Raw genomic sequence first — 12,996 nt, 5'->3', positions numbered from 1 at the left:
ATGCAGGGCAAATGCGGACTCTTCTTCACCTCCTACGAGGCCGAGACCCAGGTCTTCCCGTCCGGGTTCCAGAAACTCATGGTCTCCCTGTTCCTGGCGTTGCTGTGCGCAGCGCCGTTCATCCTGAACACGCACCTGACCTCGATCATGAACCTGATCTTCATCTCGGTCATCGGCGCGGTGTCGCTCAACCTGCTGACCGGCGTGTGCGGCCAGATATCGCTCGGCCACGGCGCGTTCCTCGGCGTGGGGGCCTACGCCGCCGGGCAGTGCTCGGTCCACGGCGTGCCGTTCCCCCTGGCCATCCTGACCGGCGGCCTGGTCACGGCCATGGTCGGCATGGTCTTCGGCGTGCCGTCCCTGCGCCTCAAGGGCATCTACCTGGCCATCGCCACCCTGGCCGCCCAGCTGGTCCTCGAATACGTCTTCCTGCACGGCGGGGCGCTGACCGGCGGGTCCAACGGGCTGCTCCTGGAGCCGCCGTCCATCCTCGGGTTCTCCTTCGACACCGAGGTGCGCATGTACTTCCTGCTCCTCGCCTTTGCCGCCGGGGCCCTGCTCATGGTCACCAACATCATGCGCAGCAAGTACGGCCGGGCCTTCGTGTCCATCCGCGACTTCTACCTGTCCGCCGAGATCGTGGGCGTGAACCTGTTCCGCTACAAGCTCGTGGCCTTTGGCGTGAGTTCGTTCCTGGCGGGCGTGGCAGGCGGCCTGTGGGGCCACTACACCGGCTACATCTCGGCCGAGCAGTTCAACATCGGCCTGTCCATTTCCTATCTGGCCATGATCGTCATCGGCGGCCTGGGGTCGGTGCTCGGCTCGGTCTTCGGGGCCGCGTTCATCGTCCTGCTGCCCGAGGTCCTGACCGGCCTGTCCAACACGGTCTCGGCCGTGCTGCCGGACATCGCCCAGTACATCGTGGCCCTGCGCGAGGGCGTGTTCGGTCTGGTGCTCATCCTGTTTCTGATCTTCGAGCCGGAAGGGCTGGCCCACCGCTGGCGGCTGGTCAAGGCCTACTGGAAACTCTATCCGTTCGCCCACTAGGGGTGCGGTCGCAACCCCGCCGCCGGGCGGCGGGTGGACATACGAGGCGTCCGGGGAAGGGCGCATCAACTTCAACCTCGAGGAGTACCACATGAGGGTTGGAAAAATCATAACCGCAGTCTGCATCCTGCTCCTGGCCGGGCTGATGCTGGTCGGCTGCGGAGGCGGAGACGAAAAACCGGCCGCAACCGCGAAACAGGACGCCACGCCCATCAAGGTCGGCGGCCTGGTGGACCTGTCAGGGCCGACATCGTCCGTGGGCGTGCCCTACGCCGACGGGCTCAAGGGCGGGGTCGAGTACATCAACAAGCAGGGCGGCATCAACGGACGTCCCCTGGAATTCGATCTGCAGGACACCGCATACAAGGTGCAGCAGGGACTCTCCCTGTACAAGAAGATGGTCAACACCGACCACGTGGTCTGCATCCAGGGGTTCGGCTCGGCCGTGACCGAGGCGCTGGTGCGTACCCTGGCCAAGGACATGGTTCCCAACCTGTCCGCCTCCTATTCGGCCCACCTGACCAACCCCGAAGTGGCCCCGTACAACTTCTTCATCGCGGCCGACTACACCACCCAGCTGCGCGCCGCGCTCAAGTACTTCAAGGATAACTGGACCGAGACGCGCGCTCCCAAGGTCGCCTTCATCTACCCCGACCACCCGTACGGACTGGCCCCCATTCCGGGCGGCAAGGAATACGCGAAGGAAATCGGCTACGAGATCGTGGGCGAGGCCAACGTGGCCCTGAATGCCATGGACGCCACCACCGAGCTGCTGCCCATCAAGGAAAAGGCGCCCGACTTCTGCTGGATCGGCGGGACCACGCCGTCCACCTCCGTCATCCTCAAGTCGGCCAAGAACATCGGCCTGGATACCGTTTTCTTCACCGACATCTGGGGCACGGACGAGACCCTGCCCAAGTTGGCGGGCGCCGACGCGGACGGCTCCTATTCCAACCAGGCCGCCGCGGTCTACGGCCAGGATGTGCCGGGCATGAAGGCCGTCATGGAGATCACCAACAACCAGCCGCAGATGACCCACTACACGCGCGGCTTCGTGTCCATCCTGGTCATGGCCGAAGGCATGAAACGGGCGCTGGCCAACGGCGAGCTGACCGGCGAAACCCTCAAGACATCCCTGGAAACCCTGCGGGAATACGACCCCATGGGGTTGGCCCCGCTCATCTCCTACTACCCCGACGATCACCGCCCGAACATGGCCGTGTTCCTTTACACCATCCAGGACGGCAAACTGACCTTCGTGAAAGAACAAATCCTCGAACGCCGAGAAGACTGGCTCGGCCACTAGGCGATATGAAGAGCTGGGGGAAACCTCTTGGAAGAGGTTTCCCCCAGACCCCCTTCCAGAACTTTTTGGGCCACGCCGCCAGGGAAGGGGGCGGAACATGATGGGACGCCATGGCGGCGTGGATGGTGCGGGCGCGACAAGTCGGATTTTGGCTCGGTATGTCTCCCGCCGCCCATAAATATGACGATTTCGCACGCAGGCCCTGCGGCGCGATAAAAAGTTTTGAAGGGGAGTCCTGAGGGGAAACTTTTTCAAAAGTTTCCCCTCAGGCCGCCGGAGGCAATCTTGAACAACATACTCAGAGTCGAGAATCTGGAAGTGGTCTACAACGACGTGGTGCTGGTCTTGAAGGGGTTGTCCCTGGCCTGTCCGGAGGGTCGGATCACGGCGTTGCTCGGGGCGAACGGGGCGGGCAAGTCCACGACGCTGAAGGCGATTTCGGGTCTGCTGCAATGTGAAGACGGCGAGGTCACGGACGGGGCGGTGGTCTATCGCGGCCAGCCCATCCAGGGGCTGGCGCCCGAGAATATCGTGCGCCAGGGGGTGTTCCAGGTCATGGAGGGCCGCCGCATCTTCGAGGACCTGACCGTGGAGGAGAATCTGCGCTGCGGCGCGTTCACCCGGCCCGGTTCGGACATGGGCCATTCGCTGGCCCTGGTCTACGAGTATTTCCCCAGGCTCAAGGAGCGGCGCAAACAGCTGGCCGGGTACATGTCCGGCGGCGAACAGCAGATGTGCGCCATCGGCCGGGCGATCATGGCCAAGCCCAGGCTGCTTCTGCTCGACGAGCCGTCCCTCGGGCTGGCCCCGCTGCTGGTGGAGGAGATCTTCGACATCATCAGGCGGTTCAACGAGAAGGAGGGCGTGACCATTCTGCTGGTGGAGCAGAACGCCCGCGCGGCCCTGTCCGTGGCCGAGACCGCCTATATCATGGAGAACGGCCGGGTGGTCATGGACGGCACGGCCAAGGACCTGTTCAACAACCCGGACGTCCAGGAATTCTACCTCGGCATGGGCAGCGCCGGGGACAAGAAGAGCTATCGCGACGTCAAACACTATCGCCGAAGAAAACGCTGGCTTGGTTGACGGCTTGCGATAGTGGGCCATCCGCACATTTTTCGAGAGGGAATTTGATCCTCACGTAGAAGGCTACGCTGCGGTCAAATCCCCTCTCGAAAAATGCACGGCTGACCCACTCTCCCAAGCCTTTTCAAGGAATGATAAGGGGAGAGTGGTGGCAAAAATGTGGCATCTGTCGTAGGCTCCAGAACAAAAGAATCGGCAGGTTTCTCCGCACCCGGCGGAGCGGCGACAACGACTGGAACGGGGTTCGGGAGGCATTCATCCATGTACTACACCGAGTATGAGACGGAGCCGCGCGACAAGCGGATGAAGCGCAAGTGGAAAGGGGTGAGGGAGGTGCTCCTGGCGGCCGAGCGGTCGTCGGGCGAGTTCCAGGCGCGGCTGCGGGAACTCGGGGCGTGCGCCAAGGATTTCAAGGACTGGGACGACTACGCCAAGATCCCGCCCCTGCGCAAGCGGGACATCATCAAGTGGCAGCGGGAGCACGGCATCGGCTGGTTCCTGGCGGCCAAGCCGGGCGAGCTGTCGCGCATCTACCAGTCGCCCGGCCCGATCTATGATCCCGAGGGGCGCGAGCCGGACTACTGGGCGTGGTCCGAGGGGTTCTTCGCTGCGGGGTTCAGGCCCGGCGACCTGGCCCAGATGACCTTTTCCTACCACATGACCCCGGCCGGGCTGATGCTCGAGGAGCCGCTCAAGGACATCGGCTGCGCGGTCATTCCGGCCGGTCCGGGCAACACCGAGAAGCAGATCGAGTTCATGACCCGGCTGCCGGTCAACGCCTTCATCGGCATGGCCAGCTACCTCAAGGTCATCGGCGAGAAGGCCCGGGCCATGGGGCTCGACCCGCAGGAGGACTTCCATTTGGAAAAGGCGTACGTGGCCGCCGAACCGCTGCCCGAGACGCTGCGCGCCGAGGTGGAGGAGATGTTCGGCATCACTATCCGCCAGGGATACGGCACGGCGGATGTGGGCTGCATCGCCTACGAGTGCCGGGAGCTGGGCGGCATGCATCTGTCCAATTCCCGCCACGTGGAGATATGCGACCCGGCCACCGGGTTGCCAGTGCCCGACGGCGAGGTGGGCGAGGTGGTGGTCACCCCGTTCTTCACCGACTACCCGCTGGTCCGGCTGGCCACGGGCGATTTGTCGTCCATGGACCTGGGCATGTGCGCCTGCGGGCGCACGGCCAGAAAGCTTTCCGGATGGAAAGGGCGGGCCGACGACACGGCCAAAGTCAAGGGCCAGTTCATCTATCCGGGGCAGGCCGCCACGCTCTTTTCGAGATTCCCGGCCATTTCCGGTTGGCAGATTCGTGTAAAACATGTTAATGGCAGGGACGTACTCCTGGTGTTGGCCGAAACGGCCCATACTTTCGATACGGAAAGTTTCGAGGCCGACTTCCAGGCCTTGATGAAATTGCGACCAGTCGTCGAGACCTGCGCTCCCGGCACCTTGCCGGATGATGCGCCCCGTCTCGTCGATGAAAGGACTTTCGATTAAACCCGGCTGTCAGGGCCGGGATTGCGGTCCTAATCGAAGTGGGCGGTGCCATGCGAGCACCGCCCTTTTTCTTGGTATTCTTCGGGCGCGGCTTGCGATAGCGGCGCATCTGCGCATTTTTCGGGCTTGCCGCGTCCTCGCCGTACCGATGTACGACTGCGGGGCGGCTGCGCCCGAGAAAATGCACATCTGCACCACTCTCCCAAGCCTGATGGCGTGCGGGCGCGAGAGCCGGTTCGGGTGCCGGGGGCACCCGAAGGTGCTCCAGGGGGAGGATGTGAGGGGTAAGGTTTTTTCTGTTCTGAAGGCGTAAGGGGGCTGTCGGGTTGTGCTCTTCAGAGGGAAAGCATAACTCGGCTTTTCTTTTACGCCTTTCCTGCGTCAGCAGCCCGCGAATGCGGGCGTCCCTGGCGCTCCCTGGCTGATTCCCTGAGCGGGAGATGGGCTAGCTGGCGAGAAGTGGTGAGCCGCGAGGCGCAAAAAAGGCCCGGGACCGAAGCGTATCTCAATACGCGAGGGTCCGGGCCTTTTGCAGCAACGAAGCGGATCGCCGCTTATCGCCAGCTAGCACCCGCAGGAGCCGGTGCCGCAGGAGGAGCAGCCGCAGCCACCGCCGCCCATTTCGTTCTCGGAGGAGACCTGGAAGCCGTAGGGGGTCATGTCGATGGACACGGCGCCCGAGGCCTGGGCCAGTTCCTCGTTGATCAGGAAGGTGAAGTCGCCCTGCTCAAAGGACTTGTCGCCGTCGCGCAGCTCGTCCAGGGCCAGGGACAGGCGCGGTCCGGCGCAACCGCCGTCGGCCAGGTGCACGCGGATGGGCTGGACGTCCTTGTCCGCGAAGTATTTGGTCAGTTCGCTCTGGGCCGATTCGGAAACAGTGATCATAGTTACTCTCCTGGATTGGTTTCGTTCCTCAAAACAATAAGGATCATCTATCCGTTGTAAAGAGAAAAACGATCACCACGCCCGCAGAGCCCGGACAACCATGTGTAATTGCAGCTGATAAAAATGGAAAATAACCCCCTGGGGGTACATGTACAGCCCGCCCGGCTGTCACCCGTCCGCCGCGAGGCGAAAATAAGACCCGGCCCGGATCTGTATACGCGAGTTTCCGGCCGAGCTTTCGTCTTATTCCCCTAGCGGGAGGTGGGCTAGCTGGCGAGAAGTGGTGAGCCGCGAGGCGCAAAAAAAGCCCGGGACCGACGCGTATCTCAATACGCGAGGGTCCGGGCTTTTTGCAGCAACGAAGTGGATCGCCGCTTATCGCCAGCTAGCAGCCGCAGCCGCCGGAGCCGGCGGAACCGCAGGAACCGGCCGAGGAGCAGTCGCAGCTGGAGCCGCCTCCGCTCACGGGGTTCTCGGATTCCACGACGAATCCGTAGTAGGTCATGTCGATTTTGATGTTGCCGGTCTGGGACAACAGGTCCTTTTCCACCAGGAAGGTGAATCCAGCGGCCTCGGACACGTCATCCTTATCGTTAGGCTCATCCAGAGCCAGGGTCAGGCGCGGGCCCGCTCAGCCTCCGGCCGCGAGATACACGCGGATGGGGGACGCTTCCTTGTCCTGGAAGTAGCCGTCAAGCTGCTTCTGGGCAGCTTCAGTGACTTCGATCATTATAATGCCTCCTAATTTGGGTCGGGAGATGAAGAGGTAAGATCAATAGTACCCTTTGTCAAATCGAAAGTTGCTGCGGGCCCGGGGCGGAGTTGACCACCCCTTGTCGATGGGCTAATTTCCTATGTTCCTTCAACCGCTAAGCCATGCGAGGCCGAGATGATGAAAGACTGCGGCACCATATTGTCCGACAAGGAGATGAGCCGAACCCTGGAGCGGCTGGCCGTCGAGATCTACGAGCGCAGGGGCGACGACGAGTCCCTGGCCATCCTGGGCATCCAGCGCCGGGGCGCGGACCTGGCCGAGCGGCTGAAGCTGCTCCTGGACGAGCGGTTGGGCCGCAAGGTCCCGCTGGGCAAGCTCGATATCAACCTGTACCGCGACGACTGGACCACCAACCTGGAGCTGGCCCCGACCATCAACTGTTCGGAGATCGGCTTCGAGGTGGAGGGCACGTCCATCGTGCTGGTGGACGACGTGCTCTATTCCGGCCGCACGGTGCGCGCCGCGCTGGAGGCCATCCTCGACTACGGCCGTCCCAAGCGGGTGGAGCTGCTGGTCCTGGTGGACCGGGGCCACCGCGAGCTGCCCATCCAGGCGGACTACGTGGGCAAGCGGCTGGACACCATGGGCGACGAGCACGTCAACGTGCTGGTCAACGAGCGCGACGGCGAGGACCGGGTCTGTCTGGTCCGGGGCGAGTAGGCATGGCCTTCACGCCCATCCAGCGCGACGAAGTGAGCAGCCCGTGCATCACCCTGGTGGGCATGGCCGGGGCGGGCAAGTCCACCCTGGGCGGACTGCTGGCCAAGCGGCTCGGCTGGGGCCAGCTGGACACCGACCGCTACATGGAGTCTTATTACGGACTGGGCCTCCAGGCGATCATGGACACCTACGGGCTGGACGAGTTTCTGCGTATCGAGGAGGGGCTGGTCTCGGACCTGAACCTGACGCGCACGGTCATCTCCACAGGCGGCTCGGTCATCTACGGCCCCAGGGCCGTGAAGCGGCTCAAGCGGCTCGGACCGGTGGTCCTGCTGGACATCGACGAGGCCACCTTCATCGAGCGCGTGGGCGACGGCGAGAACCGGGGGCTGGCCATCGGCCCGGGCAAGACCATGCGCGACCTTTACAACGAGCGGCTGCCGTTGTACCGCGAGGCGGCCGACCTGACGGTCCGCACGGACCGGTGCGCGCCGGACGAATGCGTGGACATCATCCTTCAACACCTTCACCTAGCATGAACAAACCGACCCCCAAGGCCGCCTTCCGCAAGCTGGCCGCCATATACGACAAGATGGTCGCCCGCTACGACGAGGCGGCCGGCCCCATCGGCATGACCTGCGAGGGCTGCACCGACAACTGCTGCCTGTCCTTTTTCCAACACCACACCTACGTGGAGTGGGCCTACATGTGGGAAGGGCTGAACAAGCTCCCCGCCGATCGGCTCGAAGCGATCAGGGAACGGGCGCGCGACTACGTGGAGCAGGCCCAGGCCGCCCTGTCGCGCGGCGAGCGCCCGCACGTCATGTGCCCGCTGAACATCGACGAGAAGCAGGGCGTCTGCGGCTTGTACGAGCACCGGCTGATGATCTGCCGCATGCACGGCGTGCCCAACCTGCTGACCCGGCACACGGGCCAGGAGGTCCGTTTTCCGGGCTGCTACCGCTGCCAGGAGCTGACCGAGGGCATGGACAATCCCCCGTTCGTGGACCGCACCCCCATGTACAAGGACTTGGTCATGCTCGAAATGCAGTTCGTGGGCAAGAACCTGCGCATGCTCCCCAAGGTGGACCACACCATCGCCGAGATGATCGTGCTCGGCCCGCCGCGATTGAAATAGTCTTTTGGACGGGAAAAAGAAAAGCCGCCGGAATTGTTTCCGGCAGCTTTTTTTCGCGGTCTGGATTTTTCTTCCTTCCGGGAGTAGGAGGGAGCCATGAAAAAGCTGTTTGCCTGTGCGCTCCTGCTGCTTCTCATGGCCGTCGGGTCGGCGGCCGGGGAACGTCCCGTGGTCCGGAACGAACCCGTTGCCGTGGCCGCGGCCGAGTACCACGGGAACCGCAATTCGCACATCTTCCACCGGCCCGGCTGCCGCTACTATAACTGCAAGAACTGCGTCGTGTACTTCGCCACGCGTCAGGCGGCCCTCAAAGCGGGGTTCCGCCCGTGCAAGGTCTGCAAGCCGTAAGCCCTAGACCGACAGCGTGAATCCTGCCTTGGCAAAGGTGAACTGCCCGGCCTGGAGCAGGGCGATCTCGTTTTCGCGGGCCGATATCTGCATGTACTTTTCGTGGTCGGGCAGGGCCGAACTCCAGATCTGGGCGATCTCGGCCCGGACCGTGTTGATGCGCTGCTCCAGCCGGTCCAGGGTGAAGGTCCCGTTCTTGATCGGTTCGATGGCCGCCTCGCGGAAGGCCTTGACCGCCTCCTCGGAGATGTCCACGGCGTCGCCGGGCCAGTACATGGCCTGCTCCCGCGCGTCCTCCTCGGGCAACGGTCCGAAAACCGAGCCGCCCTCGACCTGTGTGGTGTCCATCCGTATGTACATGACCTTCCTCCGTGATGGTCGCGTACACCTCCTATCGGACACTCCTTAACAAAACTTAACGTTCGATGGCGGGCCGGGTTGACGGCATGCCCGGTCCGGGATACCCCTGTGCCCATGCGCTCCTAGCCCTGCCATACGGTTTCGGCCCGTCGCCGCGTCCGGCGACTCCTTCCACTCATTTGGAGCGAACCATGAAAAATAGGCTATACGATATAACGTCCCTGTGGGACGACGGCTACAAGATTCCCTGGAACGATCCCGCGTTCAGCGCGCGCATCCTCAAGGAGCACCTCTCCCAGGCGCACCATCTGGCCAGCCGCAAGCTGTCCGTGGTCGAGGCCCAGTCGGCCTGGATCGCGGCCCGATTCCCCGCGCCCGAACCCGCCGCGCTCGACCTCGGCTGCGGCCCCGGCCTGTACGCCCGGCAACTCGCGCCGCGCTGCCGCCGCTATGTCGGGCTGGACTTCAGCCCGGCGTCCATCGTCCACGCCCGGCAACACGGCCCGGCCAATTGCGAATTCCGCTTGGCCGACGTGACCGAGGCGGACTTCGGCGGCCCTTTCGACCTGGTCATGATGCTTTATGGCGAGTTCAACGTCTTCTCCCCGGCTCAGGCGCGTCGTCTGCTGGCCAAGGCGCATACCGCGCTCGCGCCGGGCGGGCTGCTGCTCATCGAACGCCAGCGGTTCGAAGCCGTGCGCTCGGTGGGCCTGGGTCAGGCCGTGGAGGTTCGCGCTCCCGAGGGCGGCCTGTTCGCGGACGAGCCCTACGTCTGCCTGACCGAGAACGACTGGTTCGAAGAGCAGGGCGTGGCCCGGCAGCGCTTCCTGGTGCGTATCGACGGCCGCGCCGAGCCGGTGTCCTACCGCTCGACCACCAAGGCATGGACCGGGAACGAGATGGCGGTCCTGCTCGGCGAGGCGGGCTTCAGCGGCGTGCGGTCCCACGCGGACTGGCCCCAGCCCGATGACGCCATGGCCCTGGTCTCGGCCCGCAAGGCATAAAGAAAGGCCCCCGGTTCGCCGGGGGCCTCGTTTTCTAGGGGGTGTTCGCAGCGCCCAGCAGAAATCCGATGAAGTCGGTGATGCCGTGTTGCCGCGCGTGGACGTAGTTGGCGGTCCAGGCGGCGAAGGACAGCTTGCGGCCGTATACCTCGTACTCTCGCCCCGGCCCGGCGAAGTCCCAGCCGAAAAAGGCGGCCACGGACGGGTGGATGGGCTGTTCGAAATCCGGGAACGGATCGCCCAGCGCGGCCAGTCCGTCCGCGTCCGGCCCGGGCAGGCCGAGTTCGCGCAGCACGCCGCGCGCGGCGTGGTCCATAAGCGCCGTGCCCGGATGGTTGACCGTGTTGAACAGCGGCTCGCGGCTGAAGCGCTCCTCGATGAGGGCCATGTACTTGATTGGGGTGTGCGCCTCGCGTTCGCGCTCGCGCGTGAGCGTGGCCCGCAGCAGCGCCTCCAGGTCGAGCTTGGCCGCCAGGTCGGCGCGCAGGTAGAGCAGGATGATCTCGTCCGTGGACAGCCCGGCGTCGATGTAGCCGTCGAGCAGCTCGCAGCGGTAGTCGAACCCGGCCCGGCCCGACCAGGTGGGCCAGTACCCCTTGAAGAACATGTTCGGGACGCACAGGGCTCGCGCGTGGTCCGGCAGCCTGCCCATGAGCGATTCCGAGGCCAACTCGCCCCAGTCGGGGCCCAGGTGCTGGTACAGGAACAGGGAGCAGCGGGCCAGATCCGCATCCGGAATGGGCTCGCGCACGTAGTTGGTGTACAGGCGGCACTCGTACCGCTCGCGGAAGGTCGGGCAGCAGTTCAGCCGCTCCAGCAGCGGTTCGCCCTGGCAGTTGGCGTGGATGAGACAGAGTTCCCGGTTCATGTACTTTCCTGGTCGAAGAAAATTGGCAAATATTTCCGTACGGATAGCACGGAAATCCCATCACCGCAACGGGTTCCGGGGTTTGCATTCCCCCGGCCCCCGGTGTATGCCTCCCGGACCGAAAATTACCAGCAAGGAACGCATAATGGAAACAGCATTCAAGCGCATACTCGACGAAATATCCCCTGTGGACCGCGCGCCCGAGGCCGAGGGCCAGGCCCATCTCGACCACCTGACCAAGCCCGTGGGCAGCCTCGGCCGTCTCGAGGAACTGGCCCTGCGGCTCTATCTCATCCAGGGCGGCCAGCCGCCCCAGGCCGACCCCATGCGGGTCTACACCGTGGCCGGGGATCACGGCGTCAACGCCGAGGGCGTGTCGCCCTATCCCCAGGAGGTCACCCGCCAGATGGTCCTCAATTTCCTTGCCGACGGCGCGGGCATCAACGTCCTGGCCAAGACCGTGGGCGCGGAACTCTTCGTGGTGGACGCTGGCTGCTGCGGCGGGCCGTTCGACGAGCACCCGGCCCTGATCCAGGCCAAGGTCGCGCCCGGCACGGCCAACCTGGCCGAGGGCCCGGCCATGACCCGCGAGCAGTGCCTCGAGGCCCTCATGCTCGGCGTGTCCCTGGCCGACCGCGCCCATGCGGACGGCGTCAAGGTGATCGGCACCGGCGACATGGGCATCTCCAACACCACCCCGTCCACGGCCCTGTATTCCGCCTACCTGGGCCTCGATCCCGCCGGGCTGACCGGCCCCGGCGCGGGCCTGGCTCCGGACAGCCTTCCGGCCAAGACCGCCGTCATCCGGCGCGGCCTTGAGGCCAACAAACAGACCATCGAATCCGGCGATCCGGTCGACATCCTCGCCGCCCTGGGCGGTTTCGAGATCGCCGCCCTGGCCGGGCTCATCCTGGGCGGGGCCAGGAACCATCAGCTCGTCTGCGTGGACGGCTTCATCTCCACCGCCGCTTACCTGGCCGCCTGGAAGATCCATCCCGCGGTCAAGGACTACTGCCTGCTCAGCCACGCCTCGGCCGAACCCGGCTACGCCGCCGTGGTCGAGGCCATGGGCGTCAATCCCTACCTCCATCTCGGTTTCCGCCTGGGCGAAGGCACCGGCGCGGCCTGCGCCATGTTCCTCGTCCGCGCCGCCGCCAACATCTACAACCAGATGGCCACCTTCGCCTCCGCCGGCGTGTCGGAAAGCAGGTAGCCTTCGGCGGCCGGGGGAAGGGGAGGAAAAACCCTTTGAAAAGGGTTCTTTCCTCCCCTTCCCCCGGACCCCCATCCCCTCCTTTTCCCAAACTTTTTGTCGCCGCTTCGCGGGGTGACAAGCCACAAAAGCCTCAGTTTAACAATGAACCGAGGACCCCATCTTTCCTCTTGGAGCGATTCGGGTGCGCAGCACCCGACAGCGGCTCAGTCCCCCGCGTTCGGAATAGGCTTTCGAGAGTGGTGTGGCTGTGCATTTTCTTCCGGCCGCGACAACCGCAGCGTAGCCGTCTCCGTGAGGATTGGCGCGGCCGGAAAAAATGTGCAGACGCGCCGCTATCGGAAGCCGCCCCCCCCCTCCACTGCGAGTCGCTCAACCAAAAAGTAGGGCCGATCAAACTGATCGGCCCTACTTTTTGGTTGAGCGACTCGCACTCGCCACACTACACACTACGCGTCCCCCAAGTCGGTGGAGACCGCCTGTACGAGATCGCCTCGCGCGTTGTAGGTGCCCGTGGACTCGACCTTGACGAGTTCGCGCGCCATTTCGGGGTTCTCCAGCACTTCGCGCTGGAGACGAACCTTGCGGATCGACTTGATCTGTTCGGCCATCGTGTGACCCTGTACTTCAAAACCGGCAACTTCCATGATTCGTACCTCCTGCCATGGAGTGTTGAACATATTCCTTGCCGTCTTGATCGGTAAATATTGAGAAAGCTTTAGGGCGTGAATCGGCCCGCGCGGCTGACGATCGCCCAACAATTTTATTTTTCTGATCTTTTTCATATAAATAAATGTATAGTTCCG

General features: G+C 64.0%; 15 protein-coding genes. 10 read left to right on the top strand and 5 right to left on the bottom strand.

All coding sequences use genetic code 11. The features are described 5' to 3' along the window. The 4 genes from ACR42D_RS16520 (at position 1) to ACR42D_RS16505 (ending at position 4,939) form a co-directional block, all read left to right on the top strand. Positions 1–1,047 carry a branched-chain amino acid ABC transporter permease gene (locus tag ACR42D_RS16520; protein ID WP_484567881.1) on the top strand — a complete coding sequence of 349 codons (1,047 nt, stop codon included), beginning with the start codon at positions 1–3 and terminating at the stop codon, positions 1,045–1,047. A 91-nt stretch (positions 1,048–1,138) separates the two neighbouring features. Next, the gene (locus ACR42D_RS16515; protein ID WP_484567880.1) at positions 1,139–2,353 is read left to right on the top strand and encodes an ABC transporter substrate-binding protein; all 1,215 of its coding nucleotides are present in this window, start codon (positions 1,139–1,141) and stop codon (positions 2,351–2,353) included. 285 nt (positions 2,354–2,638) lie between these two features. Next, positions 2,639–3,439 carry an ABC transporter ATP-binding protein gene (locus ACR42D_RS16510; protein WP_484567879.1) on the top strand — a complete coding sequence of 267 codons (801 nt, stop codon included), beginning with the start codon at positions 2,639–2,641 and terminating at the stop codon, positions 3,437–3,439. Between the two features lie 261 nt (positions 3,440–3,700). Next, positions 3,701–4,939, top strand: a complete 1,239-nt coding sequence (locus ACR42D_RS16505; RefSeq protein WP_484567878.1) for a phenylacetate--CoA ligase family protein — start codon at positions 3,701–3,703, stop codon at positions 4,937–4,939. A 564-nt stretch (positions 4,940–5,503) separates the two neighbouring features. Here the strand turns inward: ACR42D_RS16505 and ACR42D_RS16500 are convergent. Then, positions 5,504–5,824: an IscA/HesB family protein gene (locus tag ACR42D_RS16500; protein ID WP_484567877.1), complete on the bottom strand. Its 321-nt coding sequence runs from the start codon at positions 5,822–5,824 to the stop codon at positions 5,504–5,506. A gap of 385 nt (positions 5,825–6,209) precedes the next feature. Further along, complete coding sequence (locus tag ACR42D_RS16495; RefSeq protein ID WP_484567876.1) at positions 6,210–6,554, bottom strand: IscA/HesB family protein; 345 nt, start codon at positions 6,552–6,554, stop codon at positions 6,210–6,212. 162 nt (positions 6,555–6,716) lie between these two features. On the opposite strand from ACR42D_RS16495, the gene pyrR reads away from it, so the two are divergent. The 4 genes from pyrR to ACR42D_RS16475 all read left to right on the top strand — a co-directional run bounded on the left by pyrR (position 6,717) and on the right by ACR42D_RS16475 (position 8,745). Next, positions 6,717–7,259, top strand: coding sequence for a bifunctional pyr operon transcriptional regulator/uracil phosphoribosyltransferase PyrR (pyrR, locus tag ACR42D_RS16490; RefSeq protein WP_484568478.1), 543 nt, complete (start codon positions 6,717–6,719; stop codon positions 7,257–7,259). A gap of 2 nt (positions 7,260–7,261) precedes the next feature. Continuing rightward, positions 7,262–7,798, top strand: a complete 537-nt coding sequence (thrB, locus tag ACR42D_RS16485; protein WP_484567875.1) for a homoserine kinase — start codon at positions 7,262–7,264, stop codon at positions 7,796–7,798. Beyond that, positions 7,795–8,397, top strand: a complete 603-nt coding sequence (locus ACR42D_RS16480) for a DUF883 domain-containing protein (protein WP_484567874.1) — start codon at positions 7,795–7,797, stop codon at positions 8,395–8,397. Before thrB ends, ACR42D_RS16480 begins: the two co-directional genes overlap by 4 nt. A gap of 96 nt (positions 8,398–8,493) precedes the next feature. Further along, positions 8,494–8,745 (top strand): sunset domain-containing protein, encoded by a 252-nt coding sequence (locus ACR42D_RS16475; protein ID WP_484567873.1) that lies wholly within the window; start codon positions 8,494–8,496, stop codon positions 8,743–8,745. Positions 8,746–8,748: 3 nt separating this feature from the next. Here ACR42D_RS16475 and ACR42D_RS16470 read toward each other — a convergent pair whose 3' ends face one another. Beyond that, positions 8,749–9,105, bottom strand: coding sequence for a hypothetical protein (locus ACR42D_RS16470; protein WP_484567872.1), 357 nt, complete (start codon positions 9,103–9,105; stop codon positions 8,749–8,751). Between the two features lie 191 nt (positions 9,106–9,296). Here ACR42D_RS16470 and ACR42D_RS16465 point away from each other — a divergent pair, with 191 nt between their 5' ends. Further along, positions 9,297–10,109: a class I SAM-dependent methyltransferase gene (locus ACR42D_RS16465; RefSeq protein ID WP_484567871.1), complete on the top strand. Its 813-nt coding sequence runs from the start codon at positions 9,297–9,299 to the stop codon at positions 10,107–10,109. A gap of 34 nt (positions 10,110–10,143) precedes the next feature. On the opposite strand, the gene ACR42D_RS16460 is transcribed toward ACR42D_RS16465, so the two are convergent. Further along, a complete protein-coding gene (locus tag ACR42D_RS16460) occupies positions 10,144–10,977 on the bottom strand; it encodes a WcbI family polysaccharide biosynthesis putative acetyltransferase (protein WP_484567870.1) in 834 nt (277 codons plus the stop codon). A gap of 145 nt (positions 10,978–11,122) precedes the next feature. Here ACR42D_RS16460 and cobT point away from each other — a divergent pair, with 145 nt between their 5' ends. Beyond that, positions 11,123–12,190 carry a nicotinate-nucleotide--dimethylbenzimidazole phosphoribosyltransferase gene (cobT, locus tag ACR42D_RS16455; protein WP_484567869.1) on the top strand — a complete coding sequence of 356 codons (1,068 nt, stop codon included), beginning with the start codon at positions 11,123–11,125 and terminating at the stop codon, positions 12,188–12,190. Positions 12,191–12,639: 449 nt separating this feature from the next. On the opposite strand, the gene ACR42D_RS16450 is transcribed toward cobT, so the two are convergent. Continuing rightward, positions 12,640–12,975 (bottom strand): hypothetical protein, encoded by a 336-nt coding sequence (locus ACR42D_RS16450; RefSeq protein ID WP_484567868.1) that lies wholly within the window; start codon positions 12,973–12,975, stop codon positions 12,640–12,642. Between the last annotated feature and the right edge of the window lie 21 nt (positions 12,976–12,996).

This window comes from Pseudodesulfovibrio sp. lm2024 (assembly GCF_051175575.1).
GTDB classification, from domain to species: domain Bacteria; phylum Desulfobacterota; class Desulfovibrionia; order Desulfovibrionales; family Desulfovibrionaceae; genus Pseudodesulfovibrio; species Pseudodesulfovibrio caledoniensis.
The sequence above is the reverse complement of the archived record's forward strand: the minus strand, read 5'-3'. Positions and strand labels throughout refer to the sequence as shown.

Coding starts and splice junctions, on each gene's coding strand:
- ACR42D_RS16520 (WP_484567881.1), top strand. CDS start 1: ATGCAGGGCAAATGCGGACTCTTCTTCACCTCCTACGAGGCCGAGACC.
- ACR42D_RS16515 (WP_484567880.1), top strand. CDS start 1,139: ATGAGGGTTGGAAAAATCATAACCGCAGTCTGCATCCTGCTCCTGGCC.
- ACR42D_RS16505 (WP_484567878.1), top strand. CDS start 3,701: ATGTACTACACCGAGTATGAGACGGAGCCGCGCGACAAGCGGATGAAG.
- ACR42D_RS16500 (WP_484567877.1), bottom strand. CDS start 5,824: ATGATCACTGTTTCCGAATCGGCCCAGAGCGAACTGACCAAATACTTC.
- pyrR (WP_484568478.1), top strand. CDS start 6,717: ATGAAAGACTGCGGCACCATATTGTCCGACAAGGAGATGAGCCGAACC.
- thrB (WP_484567875.1), top strand. CDS start 7,262: ATGGCCTTCACGCCCATCCAGCGCGACGAAGTGAGCAGCCCGTGCATC.
- ACR42D_RS16480 (WP_484567874.1), top strand. CDS start 7,795: ATGAACAAACCGACCCCCAAGGCCGCCTTCCGCAAGCTGGCCGCCATA.
- ACR42D_RS16475 (WP_484567873.1), top strand. CDS start 8,494: ATGAAAAAGCTGTTTGCCTGTGCGCTCCTGCTGCTTCTCATGGCCGTC.
- ACR42D_RS16470 (WP_484567872.1), bottom strand. CDS start 9,105: ATGTACATACGGATGGACACCACACAGGTCGAGGGCGGCTCGGTTTTC.
- ACR42D_RS16465 (WP_484567871.1), top strand. CDS start 9,297: ATGAAAAATAGGCTATACGATATAACGTCCCTGTGGGACGACGGCTAC.
- ACR42D_RS16460 (WP_484567870.1), bottom strand. CDS start 10,977: ATGAACCGGGAACTCTGTCTCATCCACGCCAACTGCCAGGGCGAACCG.
- cobT (WP_484567869.1), top strand. CDS start 11,123: ATGGAAACAGCATTCAAGCGCATACTCGACGAAATATCCCCTGTGGAC.
- ACR42D_RS16450 (WP_484567868.1), bottom strand. CDS start 12,975: ATGAAAAAGATCAGAAAAATAAAATTGTTGGGCGATCGTCAGCCGCGC.